Genomic DNA, 24917 nt, shown 5'->3' on the forward strand with positions numbered 1-24917 from the left:
ATTAACATTATGCTTTATAGGTTTTCCTATATCACACAAAATAAACATATTAAAAGACTATACCCCTCTCTAAAAGTACACGATATACCATCGTCACTATTCCTTTAGAGGTTATGAATAAACTAAACCTAAAATATAATAGCCAAGAAGCGCATTGGTACGTTATCCAAAGCACGCATACAATGAGGTTGATTAGCATCGAAATAAATGCAATCACCTGGCTCTAAAACAAATCGCTTATCCCCTAACCTAAGATCCATACGCCCTTCCCAAACCATATTAAACTCCTGTCCAGGGTGTACATCCATATTTACAGGTACATCTTCTGGCTTTGGTTCAACCGTCACAAGAAAAGGATCAGCTCTTCGGCCACTAAAACCACTTGCCAAACTTTGATATTTATAAGCATATCTACGCTCAACACTCATGCCCTTTCCTCTACGTGTCAGAAAGTAAGAACTCATGTGAGGTTCCTCACCAAACATCAAAGCATCCAAAGCAATGTCATACTTACGGGAAACCTTATACAGCTTACTCACAGACAACTCACTCTCACCTGTTTCCATCTTCAAATATTTCTCCTCAGATATACCACAAGTTTCAGCCATTTCCTGTACAGAAATATCCAAAGCCTCACGTAAGCCCTTTAATCTTTCTCCTATTTGCTTTATCGCTTCTTCCATAATTCAATGTACTACTTTATTCTTCACAAAAATAATAAATAAAATTATATCCAAGACAAAAGGCGACATATTTTCAGAATTATGCAGATTAAATAAACAAATTTATACATACCTATAGGTAGGTTGTGCATACTATCATCTACTCAAGAAACAAAAAACAAACCTATTTTATCTATGCACTAAGAAAAGCCAAACTCATAACAATACACAAAAATAAGGTTCCTCGATTAAATACATAGGAATGGCAATAAAATAAAGATTTAATACTTAGACAGCATGACTATTCAAAATCAGATGGTCTTACAAGGGGACAAATTACAAGATAAAATGTAGAAAAACAAATAAAGACTATGTCTATCTATGCCTATGTCTTTTCGCTTCTACAAACAATTTATTCCCATTCCAATCGGTATTTGTAAACTATTTTCGTGTAACTCAAAACCAAAACATACTCTTTTAGCTTTGAAAAGACGCCTAATTGACTTGTAATAGATGCCCTTTTGAAGTCTTACTAAGCCCCTTTTGAAGCCTAATTAAGCACCTTTTCTTGTGTGACTTTATAACCAATTGATTTACTGATAGTTGTCACCTCTCCTCTCATACGTATTTTTCTGCTTTCTTTTAGGAGTTTTACACGTACTTATGTAATGGTTTTTCAAAATCTTATCTACAATTTTTCGACGTGTTAGAATGAAAAGGTTTTTAGTGTCGGAAGATGAGTAAAACTGACTATCAAGACTGCTTTGGTAGTCTATCAGTTTCATCTAATCTTTGGTTCTTCCATTAAAGCTATATGAAAAAGTGTCTGTATATTTAACGGAAAATCAAAAAAAACTCGCTTTATAAACTCCTTATAGAATTTATAAAACGAACTTTTAAGTAACCTAAACATCCTTTTGGCATAAATACCAATAAGAAATGTAAAGTGCTTTTCTCTTCTTATCCAATCTCAGGAATTACATACGACAGTGCCTCCAACACTTGACCGCGTGTAGCACCCTCGCGAAGTGCAATGAAAATAGTATCATCACCCGCAATAGAGCCTAATATATAAGGTGAATCAGAGTTATCAATATCGTATGCAAGTGCACTGGCATAACCCGGGCGCGTCTTGACAATAGCCAATTGCCCTGATATGTTCACCGATACATAACCACTTCGCTGCAACATTTCCGTTGCTTTACGTGGTGTCGTCACACGACGATACATTGTCTCATTTGGCAGAACATATACATATTTTCCATTCATAGAAGCAGCCTTTGCTACTTTCAACTGCTTGAGATCACGACTCAATGTTGCCTGAGTCAATTTGAAGCCTTCTTTCTCTAATACCTTCAAAACTTCTTCCTGGGAACTAAGTTCCATACTTGAAATCAACATCTTCAATGCTTCAAGTCTACTGTTTTTTACCTTCATAACCGTATATATATTCTGATTCGCTTGCAAAAGTATGCAAAATCTTTTGTTTATGCAAATAAAAATGCAGATAAATACAAGAAATAGCATTATTATACCACATCTTATGCATAAATTAAAAAGAAAGTAAACAAGAGTCTACACGAATAGAGTATTATAAAATTAATAAAAAATAGACATCATATTTGTCAGTCTACAATCTTTCTATTATATTTGTAACTAAATGGCATAGCATTTGCATAACAAGAGATATAAGGCAGTTATGCCACAGAGTCGACTGCACGTCGGCAACAGAGAAAAGAAAACAAACAAAAAAAGATTATGAATATGAATTTTGACAATTTCACAAACGTGACAAGCAGCCAGGAGCGCGACTTAGAAATGTCACGTGTATTTCCATCATTGATGCGTAAGGTATATGTGTGGATGGCTATGGCACTTGCCATCACTGGTGTTATAGCTTATGGAGCAGGAAACTCTCCAGCCCTCATCCAACTCCTCTATATGGGACGCGGTCCACTACTCGTGGCAGGCTTAGTAGAAGTAGGTATCGTATGGTATCTCTCTTCACGCATCCAGAAACTATCACTCGTTGCAGCAACAGTATGGTTTATCGTCTTTGCTGCCATCAATGGATTTACCTTAGGATGGATTTTTGCAGCCTTCTCGTCAGCAGCTATTGCTAAAACCTTCTTTGTTACTGCAGGAACCTTCGGTGCTATGGCATTGATTGGTTCAACAACTAAGAAGGATTTAACCAAGATGGGCGGTATTCTTTTCATGGCACTGATTGGTCTTATCATCGCAGGAATTGTGAACATCTTCCTGAAGAGCGCAATGTTCGACTTCATCGTGAGTGGTATCGGTGTTCTTGTCTTCACAGGTCTTACAGCTTGGGATGCACAGAAGATTAAGCAAAACCTATTGATGGCACCTGACGCTGGTGAAGGAGCACAGAAGATTGCACTTCTCGGTTCATTGAGCCTTTACCTCGACTTTATCAACCTCTTCCTTTATCTCCTCCGTTTCCTCGGAAACAGCCGAGACTAAACAAAGGAAGAATCAAACATATAAGGACAGCCTTTTTAGGTTGTCCTTTTTTTATTTATAGATATACAAGAAGGAAGACAGAGTTTATATCTTCCTCCCGAAAGGACACAAAGTACGCATTTATCTTTATTTACGGAAAGCTAAAAATTACTATCTTTTATATATATTGTAAACAAAGACTAATTTACTTATCCTATAATCCTAAAACATCACCCTCTATTACTACTTTTAAAACAAAACGCAGGCTAACTATCAAAAAGAAAGAAAACACTCCTATCAATCACCCCAAAAAAGGTTTTGAGGTGGCAGAAAGCACAAACAATCCTTGAATAATTAAAAAATTATATATAAATTTGCATATCAAAAGGAATCATTAATTAAACAATTCGTATGAAAAAAACTATCTTTGGCGCATGTCTTAGCGCCTTCCTCCTATTGGGAGCAACGCCAATGCAGGCACAATTCAATATTGGTAAAGCTGCAGGAGGTGCAACAAAAGTTCTTAAAGCAGCCACACTGACAGATGCTGATATGGCAAAATACGTAAAAGAGTATGTTGCATGGATGGATGAACATAATCATGTTTGTGATGCCAAGAGCCCATACACAAAGCGTCTGAACAGACTTACACAAGGTTTGAACGAGGTTGAAGGTATTCCTTTGAACTTCAAAGTATATTATGTTACTGACGTAAACGCTTTCGCTTGCCCTGATGGTAGCGTACGCGTATTCTCTTCATTGATGGACGTAATGACAGACGAAGAGTTGCTGGGTGTTATCGGTCATGAGATTGGTCACGTTGCACACAAGGACTCTAAGAAGGGTTTCCGCACCGCATTGCTGACCTCAGCTTTGAAGGATGGAATCGCTTCAACCAATGGAGCAGCTGCAGCATTAAGCGAGTCACAGCTTGGTAGCCTCGGTGAGTCACTGCTCAATGCGACTTACTCACAGAAACAGGAGAGCAAGGCTGATGCCTATGGCTATGAGTTCCTCAAGAAGAATGGTAAGAATCCTTGGGCTATTGCACTCTCTTTCGAGAAGTTGAAGAAGTTGGAAGAGGACGCTGGCGTAAAGAAGGACAGTAAGTGGCAGCGCATGTTCTCGTCACACCCTGACCTCGACAAGCGTATCAAGACAATGGGTAAGCGTGCAGAGAAGGATGGCTTCGCTCGTCCAGAGAATAAGATGCCTGAAAAGATTGTATATGAAGAGCCTACAACAACAAAGCAGGGTTCTAACACTCAGACTTCAACTCGCAAGTCTTCTGGCAACCGCACTGTTGGTAAGAAGCCAGCTGGTAAGCGCCCAGTAGGCAAGCGTCCTGCACCTCGCAAGAGATAAGAAGAGTAGATTCTTTCTGAGTCTACGACTAATAGACATATAAAGAGAGAGGGTATCAGATGTGCCATAGTCCTTACGACTGGCTTTCTGATACCCTCTCTTCTTTTTTATCTTTCAGAAAAAGACTTATTCAGTCTGTTTACTTAAATTGATTCTCAACAATCTCGCTTAAAACTTCCTTAATATCCAAGCCTGCGGCACGTACCTGCTGTGGAATAAAGCTGGTGACGGTCATACCTGGTGTGGTATTGATTTCAAGCATATTGATAACATCCTTACCATCCTTATCCTTTGAAATGATGTAGTCGATACGAATAATACCATTTGCATGAAGAATATCATAGATGCGACTTGTTTCTGCAGCTACACGCTCAGCAGTTTCGTCTGACATACGAGCAGGTGTAATTTCCTCTACCTGACCATTATACTTAGCGTTGTAATCAAAGAACTCATTGCTTGTCACAACCTCTGTAGCTGGGAAGACAACCGACTTATCCTTTGTCTTATAAACACCCTGAGAGATTTCCATACCATCCATGAAAGCCTCTATCATCACCTCATCGCTCTGCATAAAAGCAACACGGAGAGCAGGTGCAAGTTGGTCAATATTCTTCACCTTTGATACACCAAAGCTACTTCCATCAGCTGATGGTTTCACAAAGCAAGGCATACCGAGTCGCTTTTCAATCTCAGCCTCATCATACTCTTCACCACGACGAAGCAAAATACTATCAGCTACCTTGACACCAAGACCACGGAGGTAATTATTAAGTACATACTTATCGAAGGTCAAAGCCTCAACCAAGACACCTCCTGTTGAGTAAGGCAGTTGGATAAGATCAAAGTATCCCTGCATCACACCATTCTCGCCAGGCTGACCATGAATTGTGATATAGGCATAATCGAACTCTACTCGCTCACCGTTCATGACAAACGAAAAGTCATTCTTATCGATTGGTGACAAACTACCATCAGGTAATTCAACATTCCAATCGAGTCCCTTTACATCAACGATATATATATTGTAACGTTCCTTGTCAAAGAAAGAGTATAACCCCTGTCCTGAACGCATAGAAACATCATGTTCTGATGAGTCGCCACCACAGACGATAGCGATTGTTCGCTTTGAATCTTTCATTGTGTCTTATTATTTTTATACCCTTTTCCCTCTCTAAAAATAAACTACCTGATTTCCTTCGTAGGGTTAATATGGGTTATTATTATTTCTTTTTATCTGAATATTCTCCCAACTTATTAACATATACCTTGTCAACTCGTTTACTTGCCAACTCGTCCACATGTCAACTAACAACCTCGTCCGCTCTTCCACTTATAAAGCCTCTCCACTTCTCAATCAGTGCAGCAAGGTCTGCAGGCTGTTCGCTGGTGAAGTCCATCTGCTCACCCGTTACGGGATGAACAAAACCTAATGTCCGAGCATGGAGTGCCTGACGATTACAGAGTGCAAGACAATTACGAATAAAAGCCTTGTAAGTGCTTGAACGCTGACCACGCAGAATCTCTGTTCCACCATAACGTTCATCGCCAAACAATGGGTGTCCGATGTGTTTCATGTGCGCACGAATCTGATGGGTACGACCAGTCTCAAGAATACATTCTATGAGTGTTGTGTAGCCGAAGCGTTCTATGACACGATAATGTGTAACAGCTGGTTTACCTATCTCCGAGTCAGGAGGGAAAACCGTCATACGCAATCTGTCTTTCGGATCACGCGCAATGTTCCCTTCGATGCGCCCTTCATCCTCCGTTATGTTTCCCCAAACAATAGCATTATAGCTGCGATGGGTAGTTTTATTGAAGAACTGCTTTCCCAATGCCGTTTTTGCATCAGGTGTCTTTGCAATCACCAAGAGCCCACTTGTGTCCTTATCTATTCTATGCACCAATCCTACCTCAGGATCATTGGGGTCGAAGGAAGGCATATCTTTCAAGTGCCAAGCAATGGCATTAATCAATGTACCATGAAAATTACCTGCTCCCGGATGCACAACAAGACCCGCTGGCTTATTGATAACCATCAAGACATCGTCTTCATAGACAACATCCAAAGGAATATCCTCTGCTTCTATCGTATTATCATGCTTCGGACGGTCGAGCATCAAGGTGATAACATCCTCTGGACGCACCTTATAATTACTCTTTACTGGCACATTGTTCACATGAATATAACCAGCATCGGCAGCCTTCTGAATACGGTTACGACTGGAATGTTGCATTCGTTCAAAGAGGAACTTATCTATACGAACAGGCTCCTGACCTTTATCTACAATGACACGGAAATGCTCATACAACTCACCTTCCCCTCCCTCATTAGGTTCAGCAGAAAGGAAGTCATCATTAAGCTCATCCTCAAATATCGTTTCTCCTTCTGTCATCATAGTGCATTATTCTTTTGGTCTTACTGAAGAAGGGTCAGCTGGCAAGCCCGACTGAGAAGAAGAGCCCGAGCCACCAGATCCCGACCTTCCACGGCCGTCTTTAATCTCATTGCCATTCTCATCAACTGGAACCTCTACGTATTCCTCAACCATATCGTACTTAGGAACCTTCTCTACAACTTCTACTTCTTCATACTCAGGCTCCTTCAATCCTGATGTATCAGAAATCTGACGCGTACCATCACCCACCTGCAAGACAATCACAGCATCTGATGGGACACGATCACCCGCTTGAACATGCTTACCCTTCACCAAGATACCATAAATCCAATCTTTCTCTCCTGGAATATACTCAGGTTCACCCACCTTAAATCCCATAGAGAGCAACTGTGCCTGCGCCTCACGAAGCGAGTTGTTATCAATAATATCAGGGATAACAAGCGATGGAGCACTTGCTGCATTGATAGTTACATAAATCACGTGAGTAGACTTAATACGCTTACCTCCAGCTGGCGACTGTTCAAGAATACAGTCAGCAGGAAGTTCCTTCACGTATCCAGTATCCGTTACTTCAATTGTCAATCCAACCTTATCCATGATATCCACCGCTTCGCCATACTGCTTATGAATTACATTTGGCACAACAATAGATTCGCCATGAAGGGTGTAGTAGTCAAGACCAAACCTAACTCCTATACACAACATCGACACAAGGATAGCGATAGCCAGGATATTGCCCCAGATATATGTGCTGTTAAATTTATGGAAGAATTCTCTTGCTGTCATTCAACTTGTTTACTTTTCTTCTAACTTGTCAACTTGTTAACCTGTTAACCTGTCAACTCCTAATATTAGCATATAACTTGTCAACCAGTCAACTCATCAACCCGTCAACTAAACATTATACTTGGCAAAGGTAGATAAAAAAACGGAAAGAAGCAAAGAATACTCTCTACTTCTTTCCGTTTTCGCACTAAATCCCTCTAAGGGAAAAGGCGTACTTTTTACTTTCCGTGATGTTCGTCAGAAACAGTTAACTTCTTACGACCCTTGGCACGACGAGCAGCCAATACACGACGGCCGTTTTTTGTTGCCATTCTCTCGCGGAAACCGTGCTTGTTTACACGACGACGGTTGTGCGGCTGAAATGTTCTTTTCATTTTCTTATCCTATTTTATTGTTATTGTGCGAATTATAAGAGCAGCAAGACAAAACTTGCCATTATGGGCTGCAAAATTACTTAATCTTTTTGAATTAACCAAGAAAACGATGATTTTTACGCTTATTATTTATGTTTTTTTCCATATTTTCCGTAACTTTGCACCGCATTAGTGAGATATCAACGTATAAAAATATTAAATTAGATATTAACAGATTATGATTAATTCACAGGAAATCAAGATCGGAACATGTATTCGTCTTGATGGTAAAATTTGGACTTGCATCGACTTCCAGCACCGTAAGCCAGGCAAGGGTAACACCGTTATGATTACCAAGTTGAAGAATGTTTCTGACGGTCGCGTGCTTGAGCGTACCTTCCAGGTTGGTTTCAAGCTTGAGGATGTACGTGTTGAGCGTCGTCCTTACCAGTACCTCTATGAGGATTCAACTGGTTACATCTTCATGAATCAGGAGACTTTCGAGCAGATTCCTATCTCTAAGCATCAGATTACTGGTTCTGAATATATGAAGGAAGGTGATGTTGTAGAAGTTGTTACAGATACTTCTGACGGCACAATCCTCCTCGCAGAGATGCCTGTTAAGACTACATTGACTATTACACACAGCGAGCCAGGTGTGAAGGGTAACACTGCTACTAACGCAACAAAGCCTGCTACTCTTGAGACTGGTGCTGTTGTTCGTGTTCCTCTCTTCATCAACGAGGGTGAGGTTATCCAGATTGACACTCGCGATGGTAGCTACTTAGGTCGTGTAAATGGCTAAGTCCTGCCTGTCAACAGACAGACTATCATTAAACATTATATAATATAGGATGTGTCAGGCAACTGACATATCCTATTTTTTATTCTTCCTATATATAAAGTGCTAAAGCCTTTCTAAAGATCGAGAAGCTATTAGGTATCTTACAAGAATAGTTTTGTTTTAATTTGCTGTCACTTTTAACATTTCACTCAACCCTACTGTAAGCTAATGAGTTAAGTAATGATTTTATGTGATAGCAGTGACAGCAAGATTTGATTTAACAGAAGACTTCACCAACAGTACATATTAGGTAGAGCATATAAAGAGCATTCAATTATCACAGAGATAAACATTTGAACAGATTAATAAACCTATACAAAATGGAAGACTATAACCTACGCCTTGACAAAGAAGTTTTCCCTAAATGGAAAGCAGAACTTAAAGAAAAGGAAGAAGTCCCTTTACTTGACACTAATGGAGAACCTATCTTCACATGTGATGGGATTATGTGGAAAAATGATGTTTCAAAAAAAGAATTGTACAATAGCTGGGAGAAATCTAATAGACGTATTCTATTCTTACTAAAAGACCAACCTTCAGAAACAAATGATGATACTCGTTTCTGGCTTAAGGATATGCAAGAAGACTCTGAAGACAAACGTAAACTAAAAAGCAAGAACCGCAATTTAGAAATTAAATTCCTATGTCGCATAGCTAATCTACATTGGGGACTTTCCAAGGTAAACAGAGATGAGGAAGAACAGTGGTGGCTGCCAGAAATAAAGATGCACTTTGATAAACAGAAAGAGTTTTTCAACACACAACCTTTTGCTTTTGTTGAATGTAAAAAACAACCTGGTAGCACAAAATTAGCAACAAAGGTACTGGGACACCACCTTCACACTTACGGACATCTTCTAAAGAAAGAGGTTGAAATACTCAAGCCAAACATCATTGTTTGCACTAATTCTAAAATATATGCTACGGTCAGAGAAATGTATCCTGCCGAGGAGATTCACGAATTTGATGGACATAAAAGTTTATGTGTACATTTTAATAAAGAGGCAAAAACCACTACCGTTATTCTATGCTCTTATCACCCCAGTGCCAGACATAGCGAAGAAAATAACTATGAGGGAGTCATGTACCACTACAGAGAATTTGTAAAATCAAAATTTTTTGACTACTTAAAACCTCTGTCAGAATGATAGACTATAACCACAAATAAGTTCAGCTTCGTCTACAACAATATGTTTACATCTAATTATCAAGGGTTAATTCACATTATTAATATGGCATCCTAACATCCTAACAACTGTTTTTTCGAAAGCAGTAAGACAACGAACACGTATTATTTTCATGAACAAAAAGATTTATTTTCACGACAAGAAATATTTTTCTTCATGAAAAGAAATATTTTTTTCATGAAAATAATTCGAAACTTGCTTATGAACCAACCCGCCATACCTACTAAACAACAAGCCAAAAAATACTGATTTTCAACACAAATAACGTCCTATTCCATGTTAATCCTAATCTTTCGTTCCTCTGTTACTATGTCTTAACACGTCCCCTACTACTCTGTTACCCTGTCTTAAGATTACCCTGTCTCCCCCACTATATCAAATTTCTTAATTCAAAATTCACGTATATGCTACTTTTGCATTACCTTTGCGGATATGGAAAGTATGAACCTTGGGGCAGATGTAAAGCCCGTTAACTATACTATCAACGTGCGAGGACAACTCATCGATTTGAGCCACCCACTCGTTATGGGTATCATGAACGTGACACCAGACTCTTTCTTTGCCGGCAGTCGTGTACAGACGGAGGAGGCTATCCGCCAACGTGCCCATGAGATTGTGGCAGAAGGTGCGAAGATTATTGACGTTGGAGCTTGCTCTACTCGTCCAGGCAGTGAAGCTATCAGTGCTGAGGAGGAGATGCGTAGATTAGCTTTTGCCCTCCCTATTATCCGAGATGCCGAGTCTGACGCTATCATCTCGGTTGACACCTTCCATGCTTCGATTGCCAGACGCACAGTTGAGGAGTTCGGAGCTGACATCATCAACGATGTTGAAGAGGGAAAAGACCCAGAGATGTTCCCTACTGTCGCCGAATTAGGTACACCTTATATATTAATGTCTACGGCAGCCAACCTACACGATATGTTCATCAACTTCTCACGTGAAGTGCAAGAGCTACGTGCCTTAGGACAAAAAGACATTATCCTCGATCCCGGCTTTGGCTTTGGAAAGGGTGCTGTAGAAGGCAACTATACCTTGCTGAGTGTGATGGAGCGATTGCAAGTAATGGAGCTTCCTCTACTTGTTGGCATCAGCCGTAAGCGCATGATTCATCAACTTTTAGGTATAACAGCAGATGAAAGTCTTAACGGCACAACCGTTCTGAACACTATCGCCCTAATGAAAGGAGCAAACATTCTTCGCGTTCATGACGTTCGTCCTGCTGTTGAAGCTGTGAAAATCGTTGAAGCAATGCGCCAGAATGCAGAGCAGTAAGAAAGATTCAACATATTAATTATAAACCAATAGACACCCTACATTTCACCCGCCGTCAGCATCTAAGTCCTCCACCGCATGAGAGGGAACCATGGCGACACGGGTAGTAACTTTGCTATTATGTTTTTCCCATTTGGAATAAAAGATGTAATCGACATCGTGCTGGTAGCACTGATGCTCTACTATATTTACCGATTGATGAAGGAGTCACGCTCGCTGAACGTCTTTATCGGTATTATGGTGTTCGTTATCACATGGCTCATTGTGAGTCAAGTGTTAGAGATGCGCCTCTTAGGTAGCATCATGGACAAACTTGTTTCGGTAGGTGCTATCGGTTTCATTGTCCTTTTCCAAGAAGAAATTCGCCACTTCCTTTACAGCCTTGGTGCTCACAGAAGAGTAAACAACATCATGAAACTGTTTAGAAGAAAGGGTGACAAAAGCGAAGTTGACAAAGAAACAATCATGCCTATCGTTATGGCTTGTATGAGTATGAGCCGCGGAAAGGTAGGTGCACTGATTGTTATTGAGCGTGGTGTGAAATTAGAAGACATCGTTGAGACAGGCGACTTGATTGATGCTCGTATCGACCAACGCCTTATAGAAAACATCTTCTTCAAGAATTCTCCACTCCATGATGGTGCGATGGTAATCTCGAAATGTCGTATCAAGGCTGCAGGTTGTATTCTTCCTGTGAGCCACAAGCAGGATATTCCAAAGGAACTTGGCTTGCGACATCGTGCTGCAATGGGTATCTCTCAAGACTCCGACGCATTGGCTATCATCGTGTCAGAGGAAACAGGCCGCATCAGTGTTGCCCTACGTGGTGAGTTCCAACTCCGCCTTTCTGCCGAGCAGTTAGAGAGTATCATTACAAAGGAGATTGTAATGGCGTAATGGGTGTTGGGTGATAGGTGATGGGTGTTAGGTGTTGATGAATACTTATAAAGGGTATATGATTTGGGTGTTAATGTATAGTCATAAGCTTGCTATTCATTAACACCCAATTTATTTATCAACATGTTCCCTCAGATGCGCCAAACTTTAACACATTATCAACAACCAAGACCCATAACACAACACCTAATATAGTATTCATCAACACCCAACACTTAACAACCAACAACCATCACCCAACACCCATTTAACCAACATGTTCCCCCAGATGCGCCAAACTTTAACACATCTTCAACACCTAACACTTAACACCTAACACCTTAGTTAAGCATTAAATTCATCTCAAGCTTATCATCCTTAAAGATATAATCAGCTAATTCAGCAATCGTTAATGAACGGGTATCAGGCAAAGGATGATTGGTTCTAACGACGTATCCCTGCTTGATTTGGAAGTAGATATTGTTCATCGGAATATCCGAATCATTGTACACTCGGATGTTCTCTGCATGCTCTGGATGACGGTTTGCATAGAGTTGCAACGCCTTTTCAGCATTGATAATACGTATCATTCCCGGGATATCCTTTGTTTCTCTACGCGCATTCGGGTCGATAGACAATGAGATACGATGATCTTCCTTGATAATCTCAAACCCTTCTTCGTCATGCAGAAGTACACAATCCTTTGTTCGTTGCCAGCTATCGAAGGTTGCAAAATCCATGTTATCAACACCTTCTGGAGCTGGTGTACAAGTAATATTACATGTATAACCGCAACGCCCATACCAATCGTAAAGCCATTCTTCAGCAGGTATCAACGATGCAAAAACCACATCCTTATGATAAAGACGGAAGTGAGCCTGCGACATTAGGTTATTACCCATATTCTGTTTGCGGAACTCTTCTCGTACACTCACACCACTAATATAAGCCGTTTGCACCTCCTCGTTATAATACTTCAGCGTATAAGGAAGCGTCTGAAGAGCAGCCACCGTGTGCTGATCAACCTGACAGATAACATTATATTCAGGTTTAAAAACACGTGAGAAATAAAGTTGAACGAAGGCTTCAACGTCTTGGAAGGTATCACGCCATAAAGCAATGGTTTCTTCTTTAATCTTTTCTTGTGACTCCTCCTGCGCCAAAGGATATTTCTCCATGACCACACTCTTCTCCAAAAGGATGTCTGGTTTATAGGAAAGTTTCGCATAACGGAGTCCTTCTATTCCAAGGTCTTCCTCACGATTCATATACTCATACTGCTCTGGAAGGTGCTGTGCAAACTCTTGATTGATAATAGAGAATGATCCTTCGTATGCCGTATCAGCCTTTTCTACACAGACATCAAACACCTTATTCGTAATAGGGCAGCCGAAAGTAAAGGCTATCAGCTTTCCATCTACCCATATCGTACCACCACTGGCACCTATCTCATCCCACAAATCAAAGACACGTGTCATAGAACGAAGTTCTTCAGAGAGTTCCTCGGTATTTTCACTTTCCTCCTTTGTGACAGCCCTCCAGTTTTCTTCTACAGCAATACACTCGGGTATCATCTCCTTTGTAAGCGGACGATACTCATAGTTAGGATAGCTCTTACGGAACTTATTACAATGATTTCGTTTGCCTTGAAGTTTCTTACCAGACAGAGTTGCCAACTTTTCACGAGTGTAGATGTAATCAAAATGGTCGCGATCGGGCTTTATAAAGAAAGTGTCTGGGAAAGTTTCCTCCAAAACACTAACCATATAAGAACAAACACCCAACAATAAGAAGGGATGACCCAAGGTGATTGCATCATCTCGCATCTGTCTAATAACAGCTGCAAAACGCTCACGCATAGCCTCATCCCACTTACATTTCCACACTGGAGCCATATAGGCAAGATGATGTCCCGTATAAAAACGGAACACTAAAAAGCCGTCAACCTCAGCTATTTGCGTGTTATATAGAAACCGCCAAGAGATGATATTTGCAAAACTTAAATCACAATTCATGCGGTCGCCACACAGCGTGTAGCCTTGTATCAATTCACGGTCAGTTGTCTTAACATCGTGAAATTTAATCATAACTTATCTGTTTTGTTTGAAACACAAAGGTATATAGAAAACCTAAGACACCCAAAGAGTAAATTGTTTTTATTACTACCCAATAAAACTTCATTTGCATCTTTTAATAGTATAACTCTTTCCTAACAACAAATTGCAATCAAACTGACAATACACTACAAGACTGTTAGCCCTCAGCACGATTGGTGTTTACCATGCGCACCACATGTGCGGAGCATCAACACCACATGTGCGGAACAAAAATACATCGCTAAAAAATACGAAGAAAAAGACATCTTTGTCCCTATTATATATAGAAGATACTCACAACGAAAGTAGATGGAAAATGATTGCCAACCTGTATAAACCTGTTTTATAGGAGAAAACGATAATTATGTTTGGAATTATAACTTTCTTTTGCTATCTTTGCATAGCAAAAACAGAATTTATAATAATTACATTTTAAAAGACATATATGGACTTATTAGAGCAAATCGTTGCACGTGCTAAAGCCGATAAGCAACGTATCGTGCTCCCCGAGGCAGAAGAGGAGCGTACCCTTAGGGCAGCTGACAGAGTATTAGCTGATGACATCGCCAATCTGATCCTCATTGGAAACCCAGCCAACATCCATAAGCTTGCCGAAGAATGGGGGCTTAAGAACATTGACAAGGCTACCATTGTTGACCCAGAGAACAACCCAAAGAGTGAAGAATATGCTGAGAAATTGGCTGAATTGCGCCAGAAGAAGGGCATGACAATCGAGCAGGCTCGCGAACTGGTTACCAAGAACAACCTCTACCTCGGCTGTATGATTATCAAGACTGAAGGTGCTGATGGTCAGATTTCTGGTGCTCTCTCTACAACTGGTGACACACTTCGTCCTGCTTTGCAGATTATTAAATGTGCGCCAGGTATCAGCTGTGTGAGTGGTGCTATGTTGATTCTTACACACGAGGAGCAGTATGGCGAGAACGGTATTGTCGTTATGGGCGACGTTGCTGTTACTCCAAACCCAACTGCTGACCAGTTAGCTCAGATTGCATATACCACTGCTGAGACTGCAAAGAGTGTTGCAGGCTTCCACAATCCATACGTTGCTATGCTGAGCTTCTCAACAAAGGGTTCTGCTCAGGATGCTAAGGACCGTGAGACTGGTAAGAGCGTTTATATCATTGATAAGGTTGTTGAGGCTACAAAGATTGCCAAAGAGAGATTCCCTGAGTTGAAGGTTGACGGCGAGTTGCAGGCTGATGCAGCATTAGTTCCAGCCGTTGCAGCTAAGAAGGCACCGGGTTCAAGCATCGCAGGTAAGGCAAACGTACTCATTGTTCCTAACCTTGAGGTAGGCAACATCGGCTATAAGCTGATTGAGCGACTCGGTGGTGCAAAGGCGATTGGCCCAATCCTTCAGGGTATTGCTCGCCCTGTAAACGACCTTTCTCGTGGTTGTTGTGTTGATGATATCTATTATATGGTAGCTATCACAGCCTGCCAAGCACAGGATTCTAAGAAATAAAAGTAGAATTGGAAATGATGATTTAGGGGTTCTGAGAGCATTTTAGAAATGCGCAAAGAGCAATAAGACGCTTATAAAACACCCCCTATAGCATCCTTCTAAAATAATAGTTCTTTATATGAAGATATTAGTTTTAAACTGCGGTAGTAGTTCCATTAAGTACAAACTGTACGATATGACAGATGAGTCTGTATTGGCTCAGGGTGGTGTTGAGCGTATCGGACTCGATGAGGCATTCATCAAAGTAAAACTTGACAATGGCGAGAAGAAGCAGATTATGGCTGACCTTCCAACCCACAAGGAGGGTGTTGCGCTCGTATTCAAGGTGCTCCTCGCCCCAGAGATTGGTGCACTGAAAAACCTCGACGAGATTGATGCTGTTGGTCATCGTGTCGTACAGGGTGGCGACCTCTTTGAGAAGAGCTGCATCGTAACCAAGGAAGTGGAAGATGGTATTGAGAGTCTTATCGACCTTGCACCTGTTCACAACGCTGGTCACTTGCGTGGTTTACGTGCTGTTGATGCTTTAATGCCTCACACTCCACAGGTAGTTGTATTCGACAATGCTTTCCACAGCACAATGCCTGACTACGCTTACCTCTACGCAGTACCTTATGATCTCTACAAGAAGTACCATGTTCGCCGCTATGGTTTCCACGGTACGAGTCATCGCTACGTATCACATCGTGTTTGCGAGATGCTTGGTGTTGACATCAAGACACAGAAGATTATCACTTGCCACATTGGTAATGGTGCCTCTATCACAGCTATCAAGGGTGGTAAGGTTATCGACACCTCAATGGGCTTGACCCCATTGGCTGGTTTGATGATGGGTTCACGCTCTGGTGATATCGACCCTTCTGCTGTTACTTATCTGATGGAAAAGCTCGGTAAGAAGCCACAGGAGATGGCAGACTACCTCAACAAGGAGTGCGGTGTACTTGGTATTACAGGTATTAGTTCGGATATGCGCGACATTGAGAACGCTGACAACGCAGGTGATAAGATGGCTCATTTGGCATTGCAGATGTACACTTATCGTATTAAGAAGTACATTGGTGCATACGCTGCAGCAATGAATGGTGTTGACATCATCGTTTGGACAGCTGGTGTTGGCGAGAATCAGACGGGTCTTCGTTGGGATGCTTGCCAGGATATGGAGTATCTTGGTGTTAAGCTTGACAAGGAGCGCAACATGTGTCGTGGTGAGGAGAGAATCATCTCTACCGATGACTCAAAGGTTAAGGTTGTACTTGTTCCTACCGACGAGGAGATTGTTATTGCTCGTGACACACAGGAACTTGTTAAGGACTTGAAGAAATAATGAAGACAGATATAGGCGTTATAGGCGATTTTATACTTTCATAAAATACCTAATAACGCCTATAATTGTATACTTACGCTGGCAAACAGCAATAAAACTCCATAAAAATGCGAAAGGTAGTTATCTCACGACAACTACCTTTCTTTTGACTAAACTTAATCTACAAACCTGAGTTTTAATTTTATATTATGAATGTCTTAAATCGAATTTAGGGCTTAAGCCTCTTTTATCTTATCTCGGTAATGAGTTGTTACTCATCCCTCTTAAAGACAATGCAAAGTTACACTTTTGTTTCGTAACCTCCAAATTATTTTGCGAAAATTCACTTTTTATACTTAAAAAATACCCTTTTGTCTTTACAAATAGGATATTTTTACGTTTCTTAAGGCTTGCTTTCACCTTCTACATACTCTTCAAGGAACATGTGTTCACCATCAAATACGGCATAAGTGAACTGCCATATCCAGTCACCAAGAATTAATAAACGAGCCTTCCGCGACAAGGTGAGATCGAGTTCAATATGACGGTGTCCGTAAATATAATAGTCTATGTCTTTATGTGTGGACATATACTCCTTCGTGTACTGCACCAGATACTCCTTATCTTCGCCCAAGAAGGGAACTTCCTTTCCATCAGCACGTTTCAGTCTACTCCTTTTTGCCCAGTTCAAACCTAACTGCATACCCCACCAAGGGTGAAAGAAGTTGAGTAGTCGTTGACAGAAAGGATTATGAAACACTTTACGAAGGAAGCGAAACTTTGGATCAGGGTCACCTAATCCATCCCCATGCGCAAGGTAAAAGACCTTATCGTAAATCTCTGTTGTAACAGGTTTACGATGCAGGATTACACCACATTCTTTCTCCAAATACCCATAAGTCCAAAGGTCATGGTTTCCTGTGAAGAAATGAACCTCCACTCCCATATCCGTTAACTCAGATATTTTACCAAGGAAACGAGTAAAACCTTTAGGAACAACATATTTATACTCATTCCAAAAGTCGAACATATCGCCTAACAAATAAACTGCGGCAGCCTTATGCTTAATAGTATCCAAGAAGCGTACAAGGCGTCGTTCATGTGTGCGACGGTGCTCTATAGCGAGTGATCCGAGGTGTGCATCGGAGAGGAAATAGATATTCTTCATGTCATTGGGTAATGGGGAAGGATAATAAGGGGTGATGATTCTGTCCTTTATTCTGAGGCAATGCCCCAGAAGAAGGGACAAAATGGCAGAGACAATACAGCCCTACTTAAACAGAGGCTTAGATGCTCTATTCTACAAGGGAGCGTAAACAGGCTTACTCGAAGCCTAATTCAACACGTGCCTCTTCTGTCATCATGCTTTGATCCCATACTGGTTCAAAGACAAGGTTGATGTTTGCAGTCTTAACACCTTCTACACTTTCCACCTTTGTGCGTACGTCTTCAAAAATGAAATCTGCAGCAGGACAAGATGGAGAAGTGAAGGTCATATCCATATCAAGGTTGCCCTCGTCATCCACATCAATCTTGTAAATCATACCAAGATCATAGATATTCACTGGTATCTCTGGGTCGTAAACGGTCTTCAAAACGTCAACGATTCTTTCTTCTATCTTTGTTTTCTCTTCTATTGTCATAATTAGTGATTCTTTTAATTGAATTATCTTTTTATTAAACATAGTGCAAGTGAACGCAATGAAAAGTTTACTTTCGTATTGCCGAACACAGCCTATCTTTTGCAAAGATAGTAATTAAAAACTATAATCACAATAATTCATTATAGAAAGGTTATATTCTATTGTGAGATTACATACAGAAAATAGTCTATTTGCAGTGTATAAATTAATAATAGGAGGACGAACAGTCTTGATAAAGAAGTGCAACGCAAGCTATTCAGTACTCCGCACCATTGGTGCGGAGCATCAACACAACTCGTGCGAAGCATCAACACCACATGTGCGGAGTAATAACGCAGCAGCTAAAGATAAGAAGAAAGAGCCGATATGGACATTACAAAGAATGTTATCAGACGCTTATGGCTAACCTATATGGGAAATATTCACCTGACAACACACATGGCATGTAGATTTTTTAGAGCCTTTTTCAGCTATAACTTTCCTTCCTCACGATATGAGAAATACCCTCCATCGGCGAGTATTACATGGTCTGCAAAGTGGATATGAAGCAATTCGCAGGCTTTATGAATATGCGATGTCAGCATATCATCTTCCCTACTTGGATTTGTACTGCCACTGGGGTGATTATGACAAAAAGCCAAAACGGTAGTGTTCTTTAACAGCACCTCCTTCATCATCAGACGAAGATCGACAGGTGCCATAGTAAGTCCACCCACCGAAATGCGCTTGGCTTCGATGAGTCGGAAGTTCTGTTTCATCATTAAAACCCAGCCTTCTTCGATATCAAGGTCTTGTATCGTAGTGTGCATAAATTGGTAGATACTCTCGGCACTATTGAGTATTGGTGCCTCTTCCACTGTCGCCTTCTGCCGTCTTTTACCTAATTCACAAGCTGCGAGGATAGTAATTGCCTTTGCAGAACCGATACCCTTGTATTGCTCTAAATCACGAATAGAAAGCTTTCCAAGTGTATTCAGATTATTATTACAGTCATTGAGAATACGCTTCATCAGGTCTACTGCACTCTCTTTGGGTGTACCAGAACCAATCAGAATAGCAAGTAATTCGGCATCGCTGAGTGCACCAGCCCCCAGCCTTTCAAGTTTTTCGCGTGGGCGATCAGCCTCTGCCCAGTGAGAGATAGATAGTTTGGGAAATTCAGAATTCATAATTCAAAATTCATAATTATGATTACCATTAATTCAAAATTCAGAATTCAGAATTCAAAATTATGATTACTTGTAAATCAGTGTTCATACATCAAAGTTTGTAATTTCAATTATGCATTGTCATTTAGATGAATATACTACTTATTCAAAGTGCTTCATCTATCTAATATTTGACATCGAGTCCACTTCTCATATTCCTCTTTTTCGTGATAATAATAGAAGTTAACAACTTGATTATTTCGACATTATCATTACTCATAGACTTATATCCACCCTCGTTGATGTACTCGCCTACCAAGAGTTTTTCAAGCCAATAATGAGTTTCCTTAGCCTCTTTAAGAGCTACCTCAAGTTTGTGTATAAAATCAGCAGAGCTTTGTGCACTCTGGCTTTCTGCTATATTCGCACCAATACTGGTCCCACTTCTAAGGAGCTGTTTTGACAGAATAAACTCCTTTTCTTCGTCTTTAAGATATTTATATAAGCGTATTATCCTATTGCTAAAAGCATCGACCTTCGTCAATAGAATATTGTTCTCACGTTTAAGCATAATATCAGATAGTTTGTAATTAAGTTCAGGTCTAAGATTATAACGGCTCAATTAACTATAAATGAGCCGTCAACAGTTTCTATTTCAGTTCACATCGGTAATCATAATTATGAATTTTGAATTATGAATTATGGATTACTTATAGAAGTTTTTTTCGTATGCGGCAAATTCGTCCATGCCACATACACAGCGTTTCCACCATGCGCTAATAAAGCCACAACCGTAGCCAGTAAGCTGAATGAAGGCTGCTTCGATACTTAGAAGACCAATGTTAAGACTATTGTTTTGCATAGCAGAATCCACACAGATAATGACACTGTATAGTACCAGTGGCAACAAGCCCATCATGATAAGGAGACTACCAAAGACATGAATAATTGGGAATAACTGCAAGAAGAGTCCAAAGAGAATCATCAGAACCAATAAAGCCGTTCCAACAGTAAATACCATCGGTAAGAGATGGACAAGTTTCAACGACTCAGGATACTTCTTATAGAGGTTAATGCGGGCGATACCAGAATTGTAAACCTGCTTCCAGAACTTGCGGAAGTCCGTACGACGCTTATGCCACACCCATGCCTCAGGGAACAGTCGACAACGCTTTCCTGCCTTGAAGATACGAATAGAGAAGTCAATATCCTCTCCAAAACGCATCTTAGAAAAGCCACCCAACTCCTGATAGACATCACGACGGATACCCATATTAAACGAACGAGGATAGAACTTGTCAAGTTTCTTCTTTCCACCACGTATTCCTCCCGTCGTAAAGAACGATGTCATAGAATAAGAGATGGCCTTCTGGGTATCTGTAAAAGAGTCATGTGCACAGTCAGGACCACCAAAAGCGTCCGCAGGCTCGCGCTCTAACTCCTTGCTTACAGCACGGATATAACCCTTCGGAAGTACAACATCAGAGTCAAGAATAAGCAAATACTCACCCTTTGCACGCTCAGCACCATAGTTACGGCTCTGCCCTGGCCCTGAATTTTCCTTGCTATAATAGTGCAGGTCAAGCCTGTCAGCATACTTATCGCACACCGCCTTACACGGAATTTGTGAGCCATCTTCAACGATAACGACCTCAAAATCCTTCTCCTCCTGGCTGAGCAGGCTCTCCAATAGTTCGTCAACCTCATCTGGACGGTTGAAAACAGGAACAATGATGCTGTACTTCATAATATTGCAAAGATAATACTTTGTTCGTGAATGACAAGTAAATTGATAAATTATTCTTCCAAAATAACTCTCTTTCTGTCCTCCTCTTGTCACAAATTCAATCGTAAAACGTACTATTAATCAGCCATAGATACATCGCAGGTAGATGTAAACAATTGTTAATCTTCTGTTAAACGGGGGCTTCATCTTTAGCCATTGATTTATTTTAACTATATTTGTACAAAACTGTTCTAATGCGGTAAAGCGTGACAGACATCAGCTAAAAGCTACCAAAAACCGATGCAAAATATGACAAAAGAAGACAGGCAAAATGCCATTCTCGACCAGCTTCTAACACAGGAGTCTGTATTGGTTTCCGATTTGGCAACCTCCTTGGATGTGTCATTAGTAACGATACGAAAAGACCTAACCGAACTTGAAAAGGCTGGAAAGCTTTATCGAAGTCATGGTAAGGCTATTCTTATCAATCCATTTACCAACAATCGCTCGGTAAACGAGAAGGAAAAGCTGAATGCGGAAGAGAAACAACTCATCGGAGCCGAGGCTGTCAAGCTACTTGTGAAAGACGATTCCATCATTCTTGCATCGGGAACAACGATTCATGCGTTGGCTTGTAATATTCATTCAGAGAGCAGACTGACAATAGTTTCGGCCAGCCTTCAAGCCACAATGACCTTAGCTGCCAACGATAATATTGATATTATCCAGCTTGGTGGTATGGTTCGTCATAGCAGTGTTTCGGTTGTAGGACAATATAGCATGGAGATACTCCGTGGCTGTTCATTTACAAAACTCTTCTTGGGTGTGGACGGTATCGACCTTGACTTCGGTATCTCAACGACTGACATACGTGAAGCAGAACTGAACAGAAGCATGATGCAGGCAGCACAAAAGACTGTTGTATTAGCCGATTCAAGCAAGTTTGGCCGTCGTGGCTTTGCAAAAATTAGCGGACTTGAGGATATAGATATCATCATTACCGACTCAAAGATACCGCAGTTTGTAGCCAACAAGATTGAAGAAATGGGCATAGAATTAATCATTGCAGGCTCTCACAGCATGTAATAAGACATAAAATAGAAACTTATTAATTATTTACAATTATGAAAATACCATCAGAGTTTGACCCTATCCGTCCGTTTGAGCCGGAAGAACTACCGGCAGTCTATGATAGGATTCTTGCTGACAAGCAGTTCCAAATGGTGCTGGCATACCTCTACCCTGATGTTCCAACAGAGGCGATAGCAAAGAAGATGTACGCTTGCAAGACAAATCTTGAATTTCAAAAAGCCTTCTGCTATCCTTTCCTCCAGCGTCTTGTCACGGAGTTGAGTTTAGGATGTAGCATGGATGCGGTGAATATCAACACTCGCAAACGCTATACCTTTGTCAGCAACCATCGTGACATTGTACTCGACTCTGCTTTCCTCGACAAGCTGCTCATGGATGTTGGCTTTGCCACTACTTGTGAGATTGCTATCGGCGACAACCTCCTTTCTCAGGATTGGGTGCGTGACTTGGTGCGTATCAACAAGTCATTTACCGTAGAGCGTGCCCTCCATTCGGTTGAGATGCTTCGTGCCAGCAAGCGTATGTCAGAGTATATCCACTTCGTTATTGCTGAGAAGAACGACAATGTATGGATTGCTCAACGACAGGGAAGAGCGAAGAATTCAAACGACCTTACCCAACCTGCGATCCTAAAGATGATGGCAATGGGTGGAGAAGGTACTATCATTGAGCGTCTGAAGCAACTCCACATCGTGCCGTTAGCTATCTCATACGAATACGATCCATGCGATTATCTCAAAGCACGTGAGTATCAGTTGCGCCGTGATTTACCTTACTGGAAGAAGACAGCTGAGGACGATCTTGAAAGTATGTTAGTAGGTATCAAGGGCTATAAGGGACATATCTTCTACAAATGTGCGCCATGTATTGATGAATGGCTTGACACAGTAGATGAGGACCTGCCAAAGAACAAGCTCTTTGATGCCATTGCAGCACACATCGATCACGAAATTCACTGCAACTATAAGCTCTATCCAATCAACTACGTGGCACTGGATATGATTCAGGACACACGTGTTTACGAAGAGTATTATACAGCAGAAGACTATCAGAACTTCAATGATTACCTCAATGGTCAGATTGAGAAGATTGAAATTGAGAACCGTGATGATAAGTTCTTACGCACTTGTTTCTTGACACAGTATGCTTATCCTGCAAAGAATTACATTGCTGCGTCATCTGAAAATGGTCGATTTAAATCACTTCTGAACCGTCTTACCTTTAAGAAGTAATACAACGTGAACTGGTTTAGAAAGACTATCTACAGACTATTGACTATGGTAACGGCACTCGTGTCGTTACTTATAGTCAGTGCCTGTGAGCATAACTTCTATGAGACAGGCGACAGCGAACTGTCTTATCTACATACCGACTTCGTTGAAGCGCATACCAATGAGCTATCAGCCTTTGCTTCAGCAACTACTGATGACGGAGTACAACTGACCTTAAAACCTGCAGTAAAAGAACTATGGGCGACAAAGGGCGACACAACCTATCGTGCCTTGCTGTATTATAATAAGGTGGAGAATGGCGTAACATCATCATTTGCCATCAGTCCTGTTGCGGTCTTACGTCCACGTTTGGCACTTGACTTCCCAATAGTGTACACCGACCCCGTTGGTTTTGAAAGTATCTGGATGAGCAAGAGTCGTAAGTATCTCAACCTTGCCCTCACTTTGAAGACAGGAAAAACAGAAGACAAAAAGGCTATTCAGAACTTAGCTATTGTCTGTGACTCCATAAAACACCTGTCTTCTGGTAGACGAGCGTTCTATCTCCGACTACATCATCACCAGAATGGAGTACCAGAATATTATAGCAGACGTATCTTTACAAGTATTCCTTTGACTGGTTTTAAACAGAATGATGCAATCTATTTGAATATCAACACTTATAAAGGAAAGATCAATAAGCAGATTACTTTATAACGCTATAAGCTGAATTCGTTTTATAATTATGTTTTACTGCGTTTTCATCTGCAATAAAACACAAACAACAAGCCTATATAAAGACATAGGTAAGACTATCAACTATCTACTTTTTTCTTATCTTCTGACACAGAAACCTTATCTTTATAATACTCGAAAATCCACCGATAATACTTTGAAAAATTATTACATAATTTCAAATAAAACCTTTGTAAATAAGCGAAAAACACTCACAAAAGAAAGACTTGTAACCAAAAGGAAATCAGTTAGTTATAAAGC

At 40.7% G+C, this 24917-nt stretch carries 24 protein-coding genes; 12 read left to right on the forward strand and 12 right to left on the reverse strand.

Annotated features, from left to right (window positions below; all coding sequences use genetic code 11):
• Nucleotides 1-128: 128 nt before the first annotated feature.
• Nucleotides 129-683, reverse strand: coding sequence for a helix-turn-helix domain-containing protein (locus PMEL_RS05840; protein ID WP_120174382.1), 555 nt, complete (start codon nt 681-683; stop codon nt 129-131).
• 939 nt (nt 684-1622) lie between these two features.
• A complete protein-coding gene (locus tag PMEL_RS05850; protein ID WP_120174384.1) occupies nt 1623-2099 on the reverse strand; it encodes an arginine repressor in 477 nt (158 codons plus the stop codon).
• A 321-nt stretch (nt 2100-2420) separates the two neighbouring features.
• Here PMEL_RS05850 and PMEL_RS05855 point away from each other — a divergent pair, with 321 nt between their 5' ends.
• Both PMEL_RS05855 and PMEL_RS05860 read left to right on the forward strand, forming a co-directional pair.
• Entirely contained in the window at nt 2421-3149 is a 729-nt protein-coding gene (locus PMEL_RS05855; protein WP_120174385.1) for a Bax inhibitor-1 family protein, read from the forward strand.
• Between the two features lie 390 nt (nt 3150-3539).
• On the forward strand, nt 3540-4493 hold the full coding sequence (locus PMEL_RS05860) for a M48 family metallopeptidase (RefSeq protein ID WP_120174386.1): 954 nt from the start codon (nt 3540-3542) through the stop codon (nt 4491-4493).
• A 139-nt stretch (nt 4494-4632) separates the two neighbouring features.
• Here PMEL_RS05860 and PMEL_RS05865 read toward each other — a convergent pair whose 3' ends face one another.
• From PMEL_RS05865 to rpmH, 4 genes are all read right to left on the reverse strand, one after another.
• Nucleotides 4633-5631, reverse strand: a complete 999-nt coding sequence (locus PMEL_RS05865) for a D-alanine--D-alanine ligase (protein ID WP_120174387.1) — start codon at nt 5629-5631, stop codon at nt 4633-4635.
• A 163-nt stretch (nt 5632-5794) separates the two neighbouring features.
• Nucleotides 5795-6892, reverse strand: a complete 1098-nt coding sequence (locus tag PMEL_RS05870) for an RluA family pseudouridine synthase (RefSeq protein WP_120174388.1) — start codon at nt 6890-6892, stop codon at nt 5795-5797.
• Between the two features lie 6 nt (nt 6893-6898).
• Nucleotides 6899-7678: a PASTA domain-containing protein gene (locus PMEL_RS05875; protein ID WP_120174389.1), complete on the reverse strand. Its 780-nt coding sequence runs from the start codon at nt 7676-7678 to the stop codon at nt 6899-6901.
• A 218-nt stretch (nt 7679-7896) separates the two neighbouring features.
• Nucleotides 7897-8052 (reverse strand): 50S ribosomal protein L34, encoded by a 156-nt coding sequence (rpmH, locus tag PMEL_RS05880; RefSeq protein WP_004361653.1) that lies wholly within the window; start codon nt 8050-8052, stop codon nt 7897-7899.
• A 217-nt stretch (nt 8053-8269) separates the two neighbouring features.
• Between rpmH and efp the strand changes: the two genes are divergently transcribed.
• From efp to cdaA, 4 genes are all read left to right on the forward strand, one after another.
• Entirely contained in the window at nt 8270-8836 is a 567-nt protein-coding gene (gene efp, locus PMEL_RS05885) for an elongation factor P (RefSeq protein ID WP_120174390.1), read from the forward strand.
• A 359-nt stretch (nt 8837-9195) separates the two neighbouring features.
• Nucleotides 9196-10023, forward strand: a complete 828-nt coding sequence (locus PMEL_RS05890; protein ID WP_120174391.1) for a hypothetical protein — start codon at nt 9196-9198, stop codon at nt 10021-10023.
• A 471-nt stretch (nt 10024-10494) separates the two neighbouring features.
• A complete protein-coding gene (gene folP, locus PMEL_RS05895; RefSeq protein WP_120174392.1) occupies nt 10495-11337 on the forward strand; it encodes a dihydropteroate synthase in 843 nt (280 codons plus the stop codon).
• Nucleotides 11338-11457: 120 nt separating this feature from the next.
• Nucleotides 11458-12234: a diadenylate cyclase CdaA gene (gene cdaA, locus PMEL_RS05900; RefSeq protein WP_120174393.1), complete on the forward strand. Its 777-nt coding sequence runs from the start codon at nt 11458-11460 to the stop codon at nt 12232-12234.
• Nucleotides 12235-12554: 320 nt separating this feature from the next.
• On the opposite strand, the gene PMEL_RS05905 is transcribed toward cdaA, so the two are convergent.
• Nucleotides 12555-14300 (reverse strand): GNAT family N-acetyltransferase, encoded by a 1746-nt coding sequence (locus PMEL_RS05905; protein ID WP_120174394.1) that lies wholly within the window; start codon nt 14298-14300, stop codon nt 12555-12557.
• A gap of 454 nt (nt 14301-14754) precedes the next feature.
• On the opposite strand from PMEL_RS05905, the gene pta reads away from it, so the two are divergent.
• On the forward strand, nt 14755-15798 hold the full coding sequence (pta, locus tag PMEL_RS05910) for a phosphate acetyltransferase (protein WP_120174395.1): 1044 nt from the start codon (nt 14755-14757) through the stop codon (nt 15796-15798).
• Between the two features lie 118 nt (nt 15799-15916).
• Nucleotides 15917-17122, forward strand: coding sequence for an acetate kinase (locus PMEL_RS05915; RefSeq protein WP_120174396.1), 1206 nt, complete (start codon nt 15917-15919; stop codon nt 17120-17122).
• A gap of 382 nt (nt 17123-17504) precedes the next feature.
• Here PMEL_RS05915 and PMEL_RS05920 read toward each other — a convergent pair whose 3' ends face one another.
• Nucleotides 17505-18269, reverse strand: a complete 765-nt coding sequence (locus PMEL_RS05920; protein ID WP_120174397.1) for a UDP-2,3-diacylglucosamine diphosphatase — start codon at nt 18267-18269, stop codon at nt 17505-17507.
• Nucleotides 18270-18423: 154 nt separating this feature from the next.
• Nucleotides 18424-18744 (reverse strand): metal-sulfur cluster assembly factor, encoded by a 321-nt coding sequence (locus tag PMEL_RS05925; protein ID WP_120174655.1) that lies wholly within the window; start codon nt 18742-18744, stop codon nt 18424-18426.
• Between the two features lie 196 nt (nt 18745-18940).
• Between PMEL_RS05925 and PMEL_RS12135 the strand changes: the two genes are divergently transcribed.
• A complete protein-coding gene (locus tag PMEL_RS12135) occupies nt 18941-19150 on the forward strand; it encodes a hypothetical protein (protein ID WP_145985353.1) in 210 nt (69 codons plus the stop codon).
• A 64-nt stretch (nt 19151-19214) separates the two neighbouring features.
• Here the strand turns inward: PMEL_RS12135 and radC are convergent, their stop codons facing one another.
• The 3 genes from radC to PMEL_RS05940 form a co-directional block, all read right to left on the reverse strand.
• On the reverse strand, nt 19215-19913 hold the full coding sequence (radC, locus tag PMEL_RS05930; protein WP_120174398.1) for a RadC family protein: 699 nt from the start codon (nt 19911-19913) through the stop codon (nt 19215-19217).
• Between the two features lie 163 nt (nt 19914-20076).
• Nucleotides 20077-20463: a four helix bundle protein gene (locus PMEL_RS05935; RefSeq protein WP_120174399.1), complete on the reverse strand. Its 387-nt coding sequence runs from the start codon at nt 20461-20463 to the stop codon at nt 20077-20079.
• Between the two features lie 135 nt (nt 20464-20598).
• Entirely contained in the window at nt 20599-21639 is a 1041-nt protein-coding gene (locus PMEL_RS05940) for a glycosyltransferase (RefSeq protein WP_120174400.1), read from the reverse strand.
• Between the two features lie 288 nt (nt 21640-21927).
• Here PMEL_RS05940 and PMEL_RS05945 point away from each other — a divergent pair, with 288 nt between their 5' ends.
• The 3 genes from PMEL_RS05945 to PMEL_RS05955 are packed head-to-tail and all read left to right on the forward strand — an operon-like array spanning nt 21928 to nt 24638.
• Nucleotides 21928-22704 carry a DeoR/GlpR family DNA-binding transcription regulator gene (locus PMEL_RS05945; protein WP_120174401.1) on the forward strand — a complete coding sequence of 259 codons (777 nt, stop codon included), beginning with the start codon at nt 21928-21930 and terminating at the stop codon, nt 22702-22704.
• Nucleotides 22705-22742: 38 nt separating this feature from the next.
• A complete protein-coding gene (locus PMEL_RS05950; protein WP_120174402.1) occupies nt 22743-23942 on the forward strand; it encodes a 1-acyl-sn-glycerol-3-phosphate acyltransferase in 1200 nt (399 codons plus the stop codon).
• 45 nt (nt 23943-23987) lie between these two features.
• Nucleotides 23988-24638, forward strand: coding sequence for a hypothetical protein (locus PMEL_RS05955; RefSeq protein ID WP_120174403.1), 651 nt, complete (start codon nt 23988-23990; stop codon nt 24636-24638).
• Nucleotides 24639-24917: the final 279 nt, after the last annotated feature.

Origin of the sequence: Prevotella melaninogenica, assembly GCF_003609775.1 — a bacterium.
Classification (GTDB): domain Bacteria; phylum Bacteroidota; class Bacteroidia; order Bacteroidales; family Bacteroidaceae; genus Prevotella; species Prevotella melaninogenica_A.